The organism is Streptomyces sp. BV286 (assembly GCF_019090165.1).
GTDB lineage: Bacteria > Actinomycetota > Actinomycetes > Streptomycetales > Streptomycetaceae > Streptomyces.
Genome location: NZ_JAHRIB010000156.1, coordinates 137,384 through 152,873 on the forward strand (window position 1 = coordinate 137,384; position 15,490 = coordinate 152,873).

The 15,490-nt window shown below is 67.6% G+C and carries 14 protein-coding genes and 1 pseudogene; 12 read left to right on the forward strand and 3 right to left on the reverse strand.

Annotated elements, in window-relative coordinates:
- The first annotated feature begins 560 nt into the window (after positions 1-560).
- The 3 genes from KUF83_RS28195 (at position 561) to pruA (ending at position 3,944) form a co-directional block, all read left to right on the forward strand.
- Positions 561-1,472: a proline dehydrogenase family protein gene (locus KUF83_RS28195; protein WP_217457772.1), complete on the forward strand. Its 912-nt coding sequence runs from the start codon at positions 561-563 to the stop codon at positions 1,470-1,472.
- Positions 1,473-1,561: 89 nt separating this feature from the next.
- Complete coding sequence (locus KUF83_RS28200) at positions 1,562-2,245, forward strand: GntR family transcriptional regulator (protein ID WP_217457773.1); 684 nt, start codon at positions 1,562-1,564, stop codon at positions 2,243-2,245.
- 73 nt (positions 2,246-2,318) lie between these two features.
- Positions 2,319-3,944: an L-glutamate gamma-semialdehyde dehydrogenase gene (gene pruA, locus KUF83_RS28205; protein WP_217457815.1), complete on the forward strand. Its 1,626-nt coding sequence runs from the start codon at positions 2,319-2,321 to the stop codon at positions 3,942-3,944.
- Between the two features lie 191 nt (positions 3,945-4,135).
- On the opposite strand, the gene KUF83_RS28210 is transcribed toward pruA, so the two are convergent.
- Both KUF83_RS28210 and KUF83_RS28215 read right to left on the reverse strand, forming a co-directional pair.
- Positions 4,136-4,738: a HutD family protein gene (locus KUF83_RS28210; protein ID WP_217457774.1), complete on the reverse strand. Its 603-nt coding sequence runs from the start codon at positions 4,736-4,738 to the stop codon at positions 4,136-4,138.
- 274 nt (positions 4,739-5,012) lie between these two features.
- Positions 5,013-5,642, reverse strand: a complete 630-nt coding sequence (locus KUF83_RS28215) for a TetR/AcrR family transcriptional regulator (RefSeq protein WP_217457775.1) — start codon at positions 5,640-5,642, stop codon at positions 5,013-5,015.
- Positions 5,643-5,741: 99 nt separating this feature from the next.
- Between KUF83_RS28215 and KUF83_RS28220 the strand changes: the two genes are divergently transcribed.
- The 6 genes and pseudogenes from KUF83_RS28220 to KUF83_RS28245 all read left to right on the forward strand — a co-directional run bounded on the left by KUF83_RS28220 (position 5,742) and on the right by KUF83_RS28245 (position 10,699).
- Positions 5,742-5,936, forward strand: a complete 195-nt coding sequence (locus tag KUF83_RS28220) for a ferredoxin (protein ID WP_217457776.1) — start codon at positions 5,742-5,744, stop codon at positions 5,934-5,936.
- Positions 5,936-6,121: pseudogene (locus KUF83_RS28225) on the forward strand (FAD-dependent oxidoreductase); the annotation flags it as partial. The gene KUF83_RS28220 and the pseudogene KUF83_RS28225, both read left to right, overlap by 1 nt.
- Positions 6,122-6,252: 131 nt before the next feature.
- On the forward strand, positions 6,253-7,479 hold the full coding sequence (locus tag KUF83_RS28230) for a cytochrome P450 (RefSeq protein ID WP_217457778.1): 1,227 nt from the start codon (positions 6,253-6,255) through the stop codon (positions 7,477-7,479).
- Between the two features lie 162 nt (positions 7,480-7,641).
- A complete protein-coding gene (locus tag KUF83_RS28235) occupies positions 7,642-8,427 on the forward strand; it encodes an SDR family NAD(P)-dependent oxidoreductase (RefSeq protein WP_217457779.1) in 786 nt (261 codons plus the stop codon).
- Between the two features lie 205 nt (positions 8,428-8,632).
- On the forward strand, positions 8,633-9,406 hold the full coding sequence (locus KUF83_RS28240; protein WP_217457780.1) for an SDR family NAD(P)-dependent oxidoreductase: 774 nt from the start codon (positions 8,633-8,635) through the stop codon (positions 9,404-9,406).
- A 213-nt stretch (positions 9,407-9,619) separates the two neighbouring features.
- The gene (locus KUF83_RS28245; protein WP_217457781.1) at positions 9,620-10,699 is read left to right on the forward strand and encodes a Gfo/Idh/MocA family protein; all 1,080 of its coding nucleotides are present in this window, start codon (positions 9,620-9,622) and stop codon (positions 10,697-10,699) included.
- Between the two features lie 109 nt (positions 10,700-10,808).
- Here KUF83_RS28245 and KUF83_RS28250 read toward each other — a convergent pair whose 3' ends face one another.
- Positions 10,809-11,888: a LacI family DNA-binding transcriptional regulator gene (locus KUF83_RS28250; protein WP_217457782.1), complete on the reverse strand. Its 1,080-nt coding sequence runs from the start codon at positions 11,886-11,888 to the stop codon at positions 10,809-10,811.
- A gap of 323 nt (positions 11,889-12,211) precedes the next feature.
- Between KUF83_RS28250 and KUF83_RS28255 the strand changes: the two genes are divergently transcribed.
- From KUF83_RS28255 to KUF83_RS28265, 3 genes are read left to right on the forward strand one after another with little or no spacing between them, the layout of a single operon-like run.
- The gene (locus KUF83_RS28255; protein ID WP_308403173.1) at positions 12,212-13,159 is read left to right on the forward strand and encodes a sugar ABC transporter permease; all 948 of its coding nucleotides are present in this window, start codon (positions 12,212-12,214) and stop codon (positions 13,157-13,159) included.
- Positions 13,156-13,977 (forward strand): carbohydrate ABC transporter permease, encoded by an 822-nt coding sequence (locus tag KUF83_RS28260; protein WP_217457784.1) that lies wholly within the window; start codon positions 13,156-13,158, stop codon positions 13,975-13,977. The genes KUF83_RS28255 and KUF83_RS28260 overlap by 4 nt, the downstream gene beginning before the upstream one ends.
- Positions 13,978-14,008: 31 nt before the next feature.
- Positions 14,009-15,280 carry an ABC transporter substrate-binding protein gene (locus tag KUF83_RS28265; protein WP_217457785.1) on the forward strand — a complete coding sequence of 424 codons (1,272 nt, stop codon included), beginning with the start codon at positions 14,009-14,011 and terminating at the stop codon, positions 15,278-15,280.
- Positions 15,281-15,490 lie beyond the last annotated feature (210 nt).

Sequence of the window (15,490 nt, forward strand, 5' to 3'; positions counted from 1 at the left end):
CTCCGATCGACGGATGCTCTGGGGCGGCGCGCGTGGGGGAGAGGAATGCCGTCTCGACCTGGGTCACAGAGGTCTCAGCTCCAGTGAGGTTCTGGGGGTCCGCCTGGCTTTGACCGCCGTCGCGCCCAGTCGGTCCTGCACGCGATGACGGCACTGAGAGGGTTACATGTGATCACATCTGGCGTCCATAGTGTCTCGCCGATAACTTGAGGGGCGATTTGACTGCGGGTGCCCGGTGCAAGGTTCGCCAGGATTGGCTGCGCGGCAAATAGAGCTTTCGGTGGACTGGCACCTGTCTTGAACTGCGAAAATTAGAAGATGTGGGTCGACTGGGTCGAGCCGTGCGAGGTGCGGTCACACATCGTTTGAGTGGTGCGCAGCATTTTCGGAGGGCGAGGCCTTGCGTGATGTGTTATCACAAATTACGGTGAGCGGCGCGCACCTCCACTCGTGCGAGACCGACGCGGTTCACCCGACGAAGACCTCCTCGCGGAGAGCCCGGAGCCCCGCGCGTCCCCACGTTGCTCCAGACGCTCTACTCCGATCAGAAGGGCATCCCCGTGCCGAACAAACTCCTTCTTGTGGCGTCCGAGAACAAGAAGCTCGAACGGATCGCCACCAGGAGCAAGCTGACCCGGCCCATCGTGCAGCGCTACGTCGCGGGCACCACCCTCGCCGAGGCGCTCGACGTGACCGAGCAGCTCAACTCCGTCGGGATCGATGTGAGCCTGGACCTGCTCGGTGAGTCCGTCCACGACCTGAAGCAGTCGGAGGCCGCGACGGCGGAGTACATCCGCGTCATCGAGGGCATGGCGCCGCGGAGCGCGAGTGCGACCGTGTCGGTCAAGCTGTCCCAGCTCGGCATCGTCATTTCCGCGGAGAGCTGTGAGAAGAACCTGCGCCGGCTCCTCGAAGCCGCCCGTGCCCACGGCTGCGAGGTCGAGGTCGACATGGAGCACAGCTCCGTCGGCCGGGAGACGTTGGAGATCTTCCGGCGCTGCCACGCGGAGTACCCGGAGACTCGCGTGGCCATCCAGGCCTGTATGCGCAGCACCTTTCAGGACCTGTACGAGTTCGGTGCCAACCCGCCGAAGATCCGGCTCGTCAAGGGTGCCTTCGACGAGAAGGTGGACGTGGCCATCCTGGACCGCGACGACGTGACGGCGCAGTACCAGCACTTCGCCAAGTGGGCACTCGCCAACCTTCCCGACCCCGCTTTCGGTACCCATGACGACGCCTGCATCGAGACCGTGAAGCGGACGGCTCGCGAACTCGGCATCGACAAGCGCTCGTTCGAGTTCCAGATGCTCCAAGGCGTGCGTCGCGAACTGCAGGAGGAGCTGGTCCGTGAGGGCTACCGCGTCCGTGTGTACCTGCCCTACGGCACCGAGTGGTATCCGTATCTGACACGCCGTATGGCCGAGAAGCCCGCCAACCTCCTTCTCTTCCTCCGGTCCGTCGTCGGTTCATGATGCAGCTCACTCGGCGTCCTCAAGGGCGGGCGGACGATCGGCATCGACTCGCTTCCCTCGGCGCACGTGAACGGTTGGTGCGGACGACCATGGCCACCCATGCCGCCGAGATCTCGACTGGAGTCAGCCCCACGCTCGTGGCCGACCAGGTCTATGAGGTGCTCGCGGGCCGCATCTTCACCGGTGAGCTGCGCGCGGGCGCGCGGCTGCGGGTCCGTGACATCGCGGAGCAGGTGGGAACCAGTGTCATGCCGGTCCGGGAGGCGGTGCGTCTGCTCGTCGAGAACGGGCTGGCCGTCAGCCATCCGCATCGCGGGTCCAGGGTCCGTGAGTTCACCGCCCGCGAGCTCATCGAGATCTACGACGTCCGAGCCGTCCTGGAGGTCGAGGCCACGCGGCTCGGAGCGCCCCGGGTGACCAACTCGGATCTCGCGGTCATGCGTGAAGCGTGCGACCGGATGTTCCGCGCAGTGGTTCGCGAGGACGTCCACGACGCACTCGAGGCCGACGAGGTCCTGCTCCGGCAGCTCTACCTCGCCGGAGGCAATGACGTCCTCGTCCGGACGGTCGACTCACTGTGGACCCAGTGCCGCCCCTACAAGGTCATCGGTGCCCGCGCCGCGATCCAGTCGCGAGACGCAACGCTGTGGGAGCCCCAGCCGGCACTGATCGGTGCGCTCGAGGAACGAGACCTCGGCGCGGCGATCGCGATCACCCGACGTTCGGTCGCGAGCGCTCGCCGGCGCCTCGAGAACCAGATCGTCGCTCACTGACCTCAGCACCGTGGGCCGTACGCCAAGCAACCCATCTGAAAGGGAACTCCCCATGTCCGCCACACCCGTCAGCATCGCCGCGAACCCGCGGATGCCCGCGCCGAAGAACGAACCGTCGCGGGACTTCGTGCCCGGCTCGCCGGAGTCGCGCTCGGTATCGGCCGCGATCGAGAACATCCGCGTGAACCCGCGGGAGATCCCCCACGTCGTCAACGGCGAGCGGATCATGACTGCCGACACCACGCGCGTCGTCGAGCCGCACGCCCACCAGAGCGTCATCGGCACCCTGGCCGTGGCGGACGAGACCGTGACGAAGAAGGCGATCGCTGCCTCCCTCGCGACAGCACACGAGTGGTCCCGCACCCCCTGGTGGGAACGCGCGGCGATCATGCTGCGCGCGGGCGACCTGGCCGCGGGGAAGTACCGCGACGAGCTGGTCGCCGCGACCATGACGGGACAGTCCAAGACGTTCCACCAGGCGGAGATCGACGCCGCAAGCGAGTTCGCGGACTTCATGCGCTTCAACGCGCACCTCGCGCAGCAGATCTACGCCGACCAGCCGGCGTCCCTCCCCGGTGACATCAACATCCTCGACCAGCGTCCGCTGGAGGGATTCGTCCTGGCGATCACCCCGTTCAACTTCACCGCGATCGGCGTCAATCTGCCGACGACTCCCGCCCTCATGGGGAACACCGTCGTGTGGAAGCCCGCGGAGAAGGCGGCTCTCGCGGCCGAGGTCACGATGCGGGTACTCGAGGAGGCGGGACTGCCGGCGGGTGTCATCAACCTGGTCCACGGTTCAGGCGCCGCGGTGTCCGCCACCGCCATCGCGGACCCGGACTTCGCCGGCCTCACCTTCACGGGCTCCACGGCGGTCTTCCGGAGCCTGTGGCGCGCCGTGGGCGACAACATCGACACCTATCGTTCCTTCCCCCGGCTGGTCGGCGAGACCGGCGGCAAGAACGCCGTCCTTGTGCACCCGACGGCTGACATCGACGCTGTCCGCACCGCGCTGGTCCGTTCGGCCTTCGAGTACCAGGGCCAGAAGTGCTCCGCGGCCTCGCGCGCGTACATCGCGCGCTCGGTGTGGAACAAGCTCCGTGACGAGCTGGTCGACATCGTCCGCGAGCTGCCCGTCGGTGACCCGACCAAGCACGAGACGTACGTCGGTGCGGTGATCGACCGGACCGCTACGGACCGCCTCCAGTCGGCCTTCGACCGTGCGAACGCGCTCGACACCCACGAGCTCCTGGTGGGCGGCAGGACCGACACATCGACAGGCTGGTTTGTCGACCCGACGATCTACACCACGACCGACCCGACGGCGTTCACCTTGTCGGAGGAGTTCTTCGGTCCGCTGCTCACCGTGTACGTCTACGAGGACAGCGAGTGGGACACGGTCCTCCGCGAGGTCGACCGTGCCAGCGGCTACGCCTTGACGCTGTCCGTCTTCGCCTCCGACCGCCGGGCGATCTCGAGCGCCCTCGACGTGCTCCGCAACACGGCCGGCATGACCTACGTCAATGACAAGCCGACCGGGGCACTCATGGGCCAGGTCTCCTTCGGCGGCGGCCGGGCCTCGGGCACCAACGACCGGACAGGTTCGCGGCTTGCGCTGCAGCGCTGGATCTCGCCGCGGTTCATCAAGGAGAGCCTCACCCCCGCCACGGACTGGACCTACCCGTACCTCCAGCGATGACGTCATGGCCGCTCGACCATGACGTAACGCCATGGCGCCGGACTTGGCGGGGTGCGCACGGTTGGATGCCGACGTGCCCCGCCGCCTTGTCATCGCGGCACACCGGCGCTTCGTGTGCGCCGCGTTGCGGGGGTATCCGTACACCGCCGGCACCGAGCGCGAGACAACCGGGCGGGCGCCGGTTCCGGCCGTCAGCCCGCTGCGGCGATCCTGATCCCGGCCACCGCGCCCTCGCCCCGTAGAGTCAGCGCCGCCGGGCCTTCGTGACGCACGCAGTCGAGACGGCCGAGGGTGGTCTCCCGTCCGTCCGGTCCGTCAACGGCGATGCCCTCGGCGACGGCCATGACGAGCAGGGTCTCGTTTGCCGCGCAGGTCAACTCTGCTCCCTGTGCGGCGGCGACGGTGATGATCCGCACGTGTGCCGTCGCTCGGCTCCTGCGAGTCATCACATTCATGTTGCGGACCGCGCCCGCCTTCAGTTGACAGACCGTCGCCGCGTCACCGGGGAAGGCGAAGGGACTCAACGGCCGGACTGGGTGCGGTGTCCCGTCCACCGTCAGGACCATGCCCTCGCCCTCGACGAGGGTGATCACGCGGTCGATCCCGGGAAAGGCGGAGAAGGAGCCGCCCGCCTCCACGTCGGCGACGCTGACACGCCAGTCGAAGCCGTCCGTGATCTCCGCCGGGGCCATGGCTGCTTGCACGGTCCCCGACGCGACCTCGCGGGTGGTACCGCCGCGGTTCTTCCACGGCATGCTGCGGTATTCGCTCCAGCGCAGAGCGTCTCCGCCCATCCGACACCGCCTCCTTGCTCTCTCATCCGGCCGGCCGCCTTCACCGGCGAACCCGGGCCACCAGCCGCTCGGTTGTCGGATCGCAGGAGCGCCCAAGCACGTGATCATCGGGTCCGGGGCCAGCCTATGCGCCGACCGGACACGGGCGGCGGCCGTGCCCAGCCAACGGGTCGAGTCGCGAGGCTCGGCGCGATTCCGAGCGCCGGGCCGGGGTGTGACCTCGATCGTCATGCGCAGACGATTCTCCCCGAGGCTCGCGAGTCGGAGGCTCACCTCACGTTTTGGCGTGCTGGGCGTCGGCGGTGTGGTGGGAGACGAGAAGCGGCCATGTCAGTTCGGCCATCTCTGCCGGTGTCCGGGGGCTGCCGCGTTGGAGCCAGTCGGTGGCCACGCCGAGGAGGGCACCGGCGGTGAACGCGGCTGGTACGTCGTGGGGGAAGTCAGTCGACGAGACGCTGTCGGGCGCAGCGCCGGCGTTCAGGCGCACGGCGACGTGGACGCTGGCGGAGATACGGCTGCGGATGTGGTCGATGACGCGGGCACTGCCCTGTGGCCCCAGGAGGCTGCGGTAGAGGCCGGCATGCTCGGCAAGGTTCTCGAAGAACGCGACGAGTGACCGGGCGGGGTCTGCGTCCGGGTCCGCCGGCGCGGGGTCGAGGACGGGGAGCGACTCGATCAGGGTGTCGATCGTCGAGGTGCAGGCAGCCTCGGCCAGCTCGTGAACGTCCCGGTAGTGGTCGTAGAAGGTCGTGCGGTTCACCCCGGCCTGTTCGGCCACGTCCGCGACGCTGATCTGCCCCAGGTCCTGTTCCTCGACGAGCTTGATCAGCGCGCTCTGCAGGGCCGCGTGTGTACGCCGTACGCGCCGGTCACCTGCCGGTGGGTTCTGTCGGGTCGTGGGCATGACGTACATCCTATCTAACCGACGACTGTTGGTTTACCTACGAGTGTCGGCTAACGTGGTTCTCGGAACCAGCTCTGACCGGCCGAGAGAGGACCCCTCGTGAACATCACCGTCGACGAACCCAAGTGCGTGGCCGCCGGGCAGTGCGTCCTGATCGCACCCGACGTCTTCGACCAGCGGGAAGAGGACGGCGTGGTCGTGCTACTGACCGAGGCCCCCGGGGCGGACCAGCACCGGGCCGTGCGTGAGTCGGCCCTGTCCTGTCCCGCCGCCGCGATCCACGTGGCGGAGTAGTGAACCGAACAGCGCTGGTAGGCGCGTCGGCGGGCGGACTGGCCACGGTGGAGGCGCTGCGCAGGGCGGGACACGGGGGCGGGATCACGCTCGTCGGCGATGAGCCGTACCTGCCGTACGACCGGCCGCCGCTGTCCAAGCACTTCCTGAAAGGGGAGTGGGAGCTGGATCGGCTGCCCCCGCGCGCTCTCATCGCCTCTGGCGCCAACTGGGACACGGCCGTCACCGTCCTGGCCACCGCTTCACCGACCTCGTAGGCCGCCGTCGCGTGCGGCGATGACACCCCCTCTTTTTCGAATCTGCCAAGGAGTGATCCGTGAGTACGACGACCCACACGGCCGACCCGGTCGACCACACCGGTCTCCCCCCGTTCCCCGGCGTGCGGTCAGCGCGCTGCCCCTTCGATCCGCCGACCGACTACGCGCACTGGCGTGAGGGCGAGGGTCTGCGGAGGGCGCTGTGGCGTGGCGAACCCATGTGGGTGGTGAGCCGGTACGCCGACATCCGGGAGGCCCTCAGCGATCCCCGGATCAGCGCGGACGACCGTACACACGGCTTTCCCGTCCCGGCCTCCGCGGGGTCCGAGGTGGCCCAGTCCTTCGTACGGATGGACGACCCGGAACACATCCGGTTACGTCGGATGCTCACCGGCGAGTTCACCGTCAAGCGGATGGAGCGGCTGCGCCCCCTGATCCAGGAACAGGTCGATCACTTCCTGGAGCAGATGATCAGCCAGGGATCACCGGCGGATTTGGTGAGCGCCTACGCCTTCCCGATCCCGTCCATGGTCATCTCCCTGATGCTCGGAGTGCCCTACGAGGACCACGCGTACTTCCAGGAGCACAGCGCCACCATCGTCAGGGCCGACGCGACGGACGAGGAGAAGCAGGCGGCCGACATCGCGCTGGCCAGCTACATGTACGAGCTGGCGGCGCACAAGGAGCGTGAGTCGGCGGACGACCTGATCAGCCGACAACTCCAGCGGGTCGCCGCCGGGGAGATCAGCCGTGACACCGTCGTCGTCAACGGTATGGCGCTGCTGGTCGCCGGGCATGAGACGACGGCCAACATGATCGCCCTGGGGACTCTGGCCCTGCTGGAGCAGCCCGACCGGCTCGCCAGGCTCCGAGAAACCGACGACCCCGCTGTTGTGGCGAACGCCGTCGAGGAACTGCTGCGATACCTGACCATCGTCCAGGACGGGATCTTCCGCGTCGCCACCGAGGACGTCACCATCGGCGGGCAGCTCGTCCGGGCCGGCGAGGCCCTGCTCATGAATCTGCCCGCCGGCAACCGCGACGCTTCCTTCTCTGCCGCCCCCGACACCTTCGACCCGGACCGCAACACCCGTGGGCACCTCGCCTTCGGCTACGGCACCCACCAGTGCCTCGGCCAGCCCCTTGCCCGGGCGGAGCTGCAGATCGCGCTGCCCGCACTGCTGCGCCGACTGCCGAGTCTGCGGCTGGCAGTGCCGCTGGAGCAGATCGCGTTCCGGAACAACACCATCACCTACGGCCCGCACCGGCTGCCGGTCGCCTGGTGACCACCACGTCGGTCGACAGTCCGACGGCCTGACAGGAGAGGACGGGTACGCCGGCGCGAGTCTTGGCGGACGTGGTGCGGGTCCGGCAGGGCCGGACCCGCACGGCTGCCCAAACCTCTGAGCTCAGTGTCGACCTACCCCACCCGAAAAGAGGGCATGGAGATGAACGCAAGAGTCGAGAACCGTTTCGACGGCAAGGTGGCGATGGTCACCGGCGGAGTTTCCGGTATCGGTGCCGCGATCACCGAACGCCTGCTGGGCGAGGGCGCGGTCGTTGTCGCGGCGGACATCGACGCAGACGCTGTCGCGTCGTTCACGACGCCGCACGACCCGACTCGTCTGCAGCCCCGTGTGCTTGACGTTTCGGACGCCGACGCCACACGGACAGTGATCGAGGAAGTCGTCGCCGAGCACGGCCGGCTCGATCTCGTCGTTCCCAACGCCGGTATCGCCGCTCCCGGCAACGCCGCCGACGTCACCCTCGACGGGTGGAAAGCGGTGCTGAACGTAGACCTCAACGGGGTGTTCCACACCATTCGCTACGCCCTGCCGCACCTCGCGGCAACACGCGGCTCCGTCGTCAGCACCGCATCCATCTCAGGACTCGGTGGCGACTACAACCTCGCCGCCTACAACGCGGCCAAGGGCGCCGTCGTCAACCTCACCCGCAGCGCCGCCGTCGACTTCGGGAAACAGGGCGTTCGCGTCAACGCCATCGCCCCGGGGCCCGTCCTCACCCAGGGCTTGCGCCAGTGGTTGGACGCCCGCACCGATGTCCGCGACCTCTACGAAGACCACATCCCGCTGGGACGCGCTGCCGAACCATCCGAGATCGCGTCGGTGGTCGCGTTCCTCGCCTCCGACGACGCCTCGTATATCACCGGCATCACCCTCGCCGTCGACGGCGGACTCACCGCCTGGACCGGCCAACCCCACGTCATGGGCTGAGAGGGCAGCTGAGCTACTCCCGAACGCTCTCACTCCCGGAGCGGCAGAAAAGGTCGTCGTCACCTTCGACGAGATAAGAGCCATCGCCAACCCACCAGTTGGTCCGGCTGACCGGAAACCGCGCACCGCGCGAGGAGTCGACGGCCGGGCGTGCGGTCACAACCCGCACCACACCACGGAAGAACACAGGAACAGGAGCCATGCCATGAGGGGACTCACCAGACAGCGCATCGTCATCGCCGGAGGCGGCAAGGGGATCGGCGCCGGCACTGCCGAGCGCCTCGCCGCCGAGGGCGCCACGGTCGTGATCGGCGACATCAACGCGGACGCGGCGCAGGCCACCGCCAAGCGCATCACCGACGCCGGCGGAACCGCCCTCGCCGTCGAGTTCGATCTCGCCGACGAGCGGTCGGTACGCGCACTGTTCGACACCGCCGTCGACCAACTCGGCGGAGTCGACGGGCTCTACAACGTCGCCGCAGACGCCTCGGCGGACGTGCTGGGCCGTGACGGCGACCTGCTGGACATGGACCCGGCCGTATGGCGGCGCACCCTTGAGGTGAACCTAATCGGCTTCGCGCTCACCTGCCGCGCGGCCCTTCCCCTGCTGCTCGAACAGGGCCGCGGAGCGATCGTCAACACCTCCTCGCTGTCCGCCCACGTGGGCGACCACCAGCGTGCGGCCTACCAGACCAGCAAGGCCGGGATCAATGCCCTCACCCGTCACGTCGCCGCCCGCTGGGGCAAGCAGGGCATCCGGTGCAACTGCGTGTCCCCCGGGGTGGTGATGACGGAGTCCGCGGAGAAGATGGCCCTGACCCCGGAAGCGCTGGAATTCGCGCGGATGACCATCCCCAGCCCCCGGTTCGGCCAGCCCAGCGATCTGGCCGGAGTGGTGGCGTTCCTGCTCTCCGACGACGGGGAGTGGATCAATGGTCAGGTCTGGTCGATCAACGGCGGCGCACTTCTCCGCGAATGACGACCGGCTGTCCAAGGGCCCAGGAATACGATGGCACGGAGCAGCCACGGTGGTCGTCGCCCCCACCGCGTCGGGTCCGGTCGCTGAGCGCCCCACAGCGGATTACGCGGAAAGGTCTTGCCATAAAGGTTCTGAACTGGGCGATTCTGGCCGTGACCGGGTGGCCGGGTGTGCGGGGTGCGGAAGGCTTCGTCGCCATCGACACCTAAGCTCGTGCCGACCGGTTTGCCTCTAGCAACGCCGATGGAGCGAGACATGCTGCCCTCCCGCCTGCCGGAACCCGACCTCTACCTGCCCGGCACAGGAGAGCCTTCACTTCGGTGGGGCATCGTCGGGCCCGGCTGGATCGCCGACGAGTTCGCGAAGGCCGTCCGCAGCCACACCACTCAACGGATCGTGGCGGTCGCCTCCCGCTCCCTCGACCGTGCGACAGCGTTCGCCGCCACCCACGGCATCGACCTCGCTCTCGACTCCACGGAGCAACTCCTCGCCCGTCCCGACATCGACGTGGTCTACGTCGCCACCCCGCAGAATTCGCATCTCTCCATAGGCTTGGCGGCGATCGCCGCCGGCAAGCACGTGCTGATCGAAAAGCCGATCACCGTGAGCGCGGATGAGGCGCAGATCCTGGCCGATGCGGCGCGCGCCGCTGGCGTGCTGGTGATGGAGGCGATGTGGAGCCGCTATCTTCCCCAGACATCGGTGATCCGCAAGCTTCTCGCCGACGGCGTGCTCGGGAAGATCCGTGTGGTTCTCGCCGATCACGGACAGGCGATCCCGGCGAATCCTCAGCACCGCCTCCATCGCCCCGAGCTCGGTGGCGGGGCGCTGCTGGATCTGGGCATCTATCCGGTGCAGTTCGCCTCCATGGTGCTTGGGACTCCTACCCGGGTAACTGCCGTCGGGAGCATGACCAAGGCGGGCGTGGACGCCTACTCGACCGTGGTACTCAGCCACGAAGGCGACGCCCAGTCGACGCTCTATACCTCGATCCTGACACGTACGCCGATCGCGGCCGTGATCTCCGGAAGCGAGGCGACGCTCAGCATCGACAGCGTCTTCTTCAACCCGACCTCCTTCACGCTCTCCTCTCTCGGCGACCCCTCCGGCCCGGTGCTCACCTGGAGTGATCCGACCGGCCTCATGTCCTTCGACGGGCTGTCCTGGGAGGCCACGGCACTGGCGCGGTTCGTCGGCGAGGGGCGCACTGAATCCCCAGTCCACACGCTCAACGAGAACGTGTCGATCCTCGCCACCATCGACGAGGCGCGCAGCCAGATCGCCGCGTCCTGACCTGCGCGATCGTTGGAGAGACTCCACGTCCGACCTCATCACCAGTCTGGAACACCAGGAGCAAGGAGCCAGTCTTCGACTCGTTCGCCGGAGGCTCTTGCTCAGACCATTACCAGTCGGCGTGCTGCCGGGGCCGCACGAACGCCCGTTCCCCCGGCCTGGCAGTTGTCCGGCGTGGCACGAGAGTGGGGGGAAGCGTGACCTGAACCGACGGCCGACGACGATCGGTGATCCGTTCCAGGAGGAGCTGAACGGCGTGGCTGCCCATCTCGTGCCCGGCCTGGTCGACGCTGGTCAGCGAGATCGGGTCGAAGGCGGCGAAGGAGGTGTTGTCGTATCCGGCCAACGAGATGTCGCCCGGAACGGACAGCCCGGCCTCGGCGAACGCCTCGAGCACGCCCATGGCCACGATGTCCGCCCCGGCGAAGACGGCCGTGGGCCGGACGGACGCGGGACGGGCCAGCAACTCCTTCGCACCCTCGTAGCCGCCTTCCTGGGTGTAGTTGGCGGACACCACGTCGATCCACTCCGCCAACCCGTGCGCCCGCATACCCAGCCGGTATCCGTCGGCGCGCCGGGCGTTGGGCATCTCCACGAGGCGGGTCGGATTCGTTTCCTGATGCTCGATGTGGGTGATCCGGTGATGCCCGAGACCGGTGAGGTGGGCGACGACCAGGGCCGCGCCCTCGATGTCGTCGTCGGCGACCGTGTCATACACCAGCGAGGCCCCTTGTCGGCCGACGACGACTGTCGGCACCGAGAGGGCCACGTGCTCCAGGCGAGTTCGTGAGGACACGGGTGCGACCAGGATGATGCCGTCCATGCCGCGGTCGACCATCGCCTCGGTGACGCGGGCTTCCGCCTGCTCGCCGTTGCATCCCGGTCCCAGGAGCACCTGGTACTCGGTGTCCTCCAGCGAGTCGGTGATGCCGTCGAGGATCTCGGGGAAGAACGGGTTGCGGATGTCGGGCAGCATCACGCCGATCGTGTACGTCTGCCCGCGCAGCCCCCTGGCCCCCGCGTGCGGCCGGTAGCCCAGCTCGTCGATCGCACGGTGCACCTTGGCACGCATCTCCGGGCTGGCCCCGTACGCGTTGCGCAGCACCTTCGACACGGCGGTGGTGGACACCTGGGCGTGACGGGCGACGTCGACGATGGTGACCCTGCGGCGCGGTGCTGGCAGCTCCATTCGCTCCTTGCCTCTCCGGGGAACGTTGCCGGTGAGTGTAGGGCCGCCGGGCACGGGGGGATCCTGCAGCTCAGAGGGTGCTCCTAGTGCTTCGTTGTGACACAAACGCAACTTGCGCAGCATCTTGACGACACGCGGGGCGCTCTCTAAGGTCCGGCTACAGCCTTTGGGAAACGTTACCCATTCGCCTCGCGGATCGGCTCGGCCCGGCAGTGGATCGCGCCATTCCCAGACGAAGAGGTCGATCGGCGCCTTCCATGCAACGGCGGCCGAAGGAACTGATCAGCAAGCGCTTGAAACGTTTCAAGAAAGTTGGTTCGCCGGTGACCCTCGCTCCGCACGAGCAACTTCAGGGCCACGACCGGTCTCTGGTCGCGAAGCGTGTGCCGCGCATCCGGCGGGCGCGTACCGCCCCGCCATGGTGGTTCGCACTGCCTGCGCTGCTGCTGTTCGCCTTCGTGGTACTGGTCCCGAGCGCCCGCGGTCTCTACTACGCCTTCACCGACTGGGACGGCCTCGATCCCCACTTCTCCTTCATCGGCCTGGACAACTTCTCCGACATGCTGCGCGATCCCGACGCGACGCAGGCCATCTGGCACACCCTGCTGATCGCCGTCTCGATCACCGTGATTCAGAACGCGGTGGGGCTGATCCTGGCCCTGGGCGTCAACTCGGCCATCAAGTCGCGCAACGTGCTGCGGGTGTTTCTGTTCGCCCCGGCCGTGATCACCCCGATCGTCACCGCCTACCTCTGGCGCAACCTGCTCGGGCCGGACGGCGCGGTCAACAGCCTGCTGGGCGCGATCGGACTGACTGGCTGGGAGCAGGACTGGCTCGGTGATCCCGATCTCGCGCTCTGGGCGATCGTCGGAGTGATCGTGTGGCAGTTCGCCGGTTACTCCATGGTCATCTTCCTGGCCGGACTCCAGTCCGTGCCCAGGGAGGTCCACGAGGCCGCGGCGATCGACGGAGCCGGTCCCGTACGGCGGTTCTGGTCGGTGACCCGGCCGTTGCTGGCCCCGGCGTTCACCATCAACCTGATGCTGTCGATCATCGGCGGAATCAAACTCTTCGACCAGGTCTTCGCGCTGACCGGCGGCGGACCGGGGCACGCGACCGACACCCTCTCCACGCTCATCTACAAGGACGCCTTCACACTCGGTGAGTTCGGCTACAGCATCGCCCTCGCGGTCGTCCTCACGATCATCGTGGCGATCGCCTCCACCGGCCAGTACGTCATGCTCTCCCGCAACGAGAGGGCCGCCTCGTGAACCGCTACCGCCGCCGCACCCTCGCCCTTGAACTGGCCATGATCGCAGGCGCTCTGTTCGTCGCTTTCCCGGTGTACGTCCTGGTCAACCTCGCCGTACGTTCGACGTCCGACACCTCCTCACCGATCAGCCCGACCACCTCACCCACCCTCGACAACTTCACCCAGGCCTGGCAACAAGGCGGCCTGGGCGGCGCGTTGGCCAACAGCCTGCTGGTGACGGTGTGCAGCGTCGCGATCGTGCTGGCCGTCTCGTCGCTCGCCGCCTATCCGCTGGCCCGCGTGACGTCCCACTGGTCGCGAGGCACGTACCTGCTCGTTCTGCTGGGACTGGCACTGCCCTTTCAACTCGCCTCACTACCCCTCTACCAGACCATGCGCGACCTAGGCCTGCTCGGCACCCCCTGGGCCCTGATCCTCTTCTACTCCGGCCTCCAAGTGCCGTTCACCGTCTTCCTCTACGTCGGCTTCCTGCGCGCCCTGCCCCGAGACTTCGAGGACGCTGCCCTGATCGACGGCTGCACACCGCTGCAAGGCTTCCGCTACGTGGTCCTGCCGATGCTCAAACCCGTCACCGCCACCGCCCTGGTGCTCAACGCCGTCGCCATCTGGAACGACTTCTTCACCCCACTGCTGTATCTCAGCGGCAGCACCCAGCAGACCGTGCCGGTCGCGATCGCCGGCTTCGTCGGTCAGTACGTCACTGACTGGAACCTCATCTTCGCCGCACTGGTGATCAGCATCCTGCCCGTCCTGCTCGTCTACTTCCTGCTGCAGCGCAGCATCATCAACGGCTTCGCGGGAGGGCTCAAGGGATGACGCCCGACGCCTTCTTCTCAAGGGAGACACCATGAAAACACGCACACCAGTGGCGCTGATCGCCGCGACAACGGCCGCAGCCCTCCTCGCCGCCTGCAGCGGCGGGACCAACGCAGGCTCGGACAACGGCTCGGGCGGATCCAAGACCCTCACGCTCGCGTCGCAGGACCAGGGCTCCATCGACGCCGTCGTCAAAGCATTCGAGAAGGCCAACCCGGGCGTCAAGGTCCGCTACACCGTTACCGGAACCGACCAGTACCAGCAGCAGATCCGCACCCAGCTGAGCTCGGGCACCGCACCCGACGTGATGTCGGTCTGGCCGGGCAACGGAAACGCCGCGGCTACTCAAGTCCTGGCCAAACCCGGCTACCTGCTCGACCTCTCGGACCAGCCCTGGGTCGCGAAACTGCCCGACGCGGTCAGAGACATGACCAAGTACGAGGACAAGACCTACACCGCGCTCTTCGGGCTCAACGGCATCGGCGCCATCTACAACAACCAGGCGATGGAGAAGGCCGGCCTCACCCCGCCGGACACCTGGACCGATCTGCTGGCCTTCTGCCGGGCGGCGAAGGCCAAAGGCACCCCCGCTTTTGCGCTGGGCATCCAGGACGGCTGGGTCGACCAGATGGTCCAGTACGCGCTGGTCGCCACGACCGTCTACAGCGGCGACCGCGACTTCGACAAGAAGATGCAGGCCGGCCAGGCCACCTTCGCCAAATCGCCGTGGACCACCGCCCTCGACAAGTACCTGACGATGGAGAAGACCGGCTGCTTCCAGAAGAAGCCGCTGGGCACCAGCTACGAAGCCAGTCAAGGCCTCGCCGCCACCGGCAAGACCCTCGGCATCGTGCAGGGCAACTGGGTGGTCACCCTGCTCAAGGAGAAGAACCCGAAGGCCACCTTCACCCTGAAGGCACTACCCGCCGCCGACAACCCGTCCCAGACCATCATGCCGGCCGCCGCGGGCGCCGGTTACGCGATCAACGCGAAGGCGAAGAACAAGGAACTCGCCCTGAAGTTCGTGAACTTCGTGATGTCGCCCGAGGGCATGAACACGTTCGTCAAGAAGCAGGGCAGTCTGCCCACCCTGCCCGACACGGGCTTCGCGGCGGACCCGTCCCTGGCCGAGGTGACGAAATTCGTCCAAGCGGACCGGACCGTGCCGTTCATGGACCAGCTGTGGCCCAGCGCCAAGGTCGGACAGACCTTGGTCAGCGGCCTCCAGGAGGTCTTCAGCGGCCAGACCACCCCCGGGAAACTCCTCGACGAGATGGATGCCGACTACAAGGCCGAAAGCTGACCATGCCGGGCCCGGCCCAGCGCGTCGCCGGCGACGACGTCCTTGCGGCCGTTACGTAGGACGGCCGATGACATCGTGATGGAGCCGAGCATCCACTGCACGGAGGGCGGGACTTCGCACTCTGGCGGACGGCTCGGACCAGCAGACCGGGGCCGCACCTCCCCCGGCCCTGGCCGCTGCTCCGCCGGGAGTCCAACCTCCCGGCGGAGC

Bases quoted from the DNA above. Each gene is read 5' to 3' on its own strand.
- KUF83_RS28265 (WP_217457785.1), top strand. From the start codon at position 14,009: ATGAAAACACGCACACCAGTGGCGCTGATCGCCGCGACAACGGCCGCA.
- KUF83_RS28200 (WP_217457773.1), top strand. From the start codon at position 1,562: ATGGCCACCCATGCCGCCGAGATCTCGACTGGAGTCAGCCCCACGCTC.
- KUF83_RS28215 (WP_217457775.1), bottom strand. From the start codon at position 5,642: ATGCCCACGACCCGACAGAACCCACCGGCAGGTGACCGGCGCGTACGG.
- KUF83_RS28210 (WP_217457774.1), bottom strand. From the start codon at position 4,738: ATGGGCGGAGACGCTCTGCGCTGGAGCGAATACCGCAGCATGCCGTGG.
- KUF83_RS28235 (WP_217457779.1), top strand. From the start codon at position 7,642: ATGAACGCAAGAGTCGAGAACCGTTTCGACGGCAAGGTGGCGATGGTC.
- KUF83_RS28250 (WP_217457782.1), bottom strand. From the start codon at position 11,888: ATGGAGCTGCCAGCACCGCGCCGCAGGGTCACCATCGTCGACGTCGCC.
- KUF83_RS28240 (WP_217457780.1), top strand. From the start codon at position 8,633: ATGAGGGGACTCACCAGACAGCGCATCGTCATCGCCGGAGGCGGCAAG.